Origin of the sequence: Escherichia sp. KCJ4928 (assembly GCF_004352695.1) — a bacterium.
Lineage (GTDB): Bacteria > Pseudomonadota > Gammaproteobacteria > Enterobacterales > Enterobacteriaceae > ECMA0423.
Map to the genome: position 1 here is coordinate 1 of NZ_SJWV01000819.1, position 255 is coordinate 255.

The following is a 255-nucleotide window of genomic DNA, read 5'->3' on the forward strand; positions in this document are numbered from 1 at the left end:
TACTGCCCTTCGCCACCGTCTGCTCTGACTGCTGTTCTGATTTCGAAGACTGGCTGCCGTAAGAGAGGCTGATGCCCACCGTGTTATTATTTCCGGCATCGGCGCCCTGCGCGTCTGCCAGTCGTCCGGCCTGCACGGCCTGAGCCCCCGAGAGCGCGGCCTTCACCCCCTGCAGGGCTTCAAGCCGGCTGTTTCCGGCAGATTTCGCCGCCTGTACGGTCTCCACCGTCGTATTCAGGGCGCTGCCCGCTGTGC

At 64.3% G+C, this 255-nt stretch carries 1 protein-coding gene; it reads right to left on the bottom strand.

The genetic code is table 11. The features are described from left to right. Positions 1 to 255 (bottom strand): hypothetical protein (locus E0D98_RS26930; protein ID WP_205713050.1); only part of this gene is annotated, 255 nt, incomplete at both ends.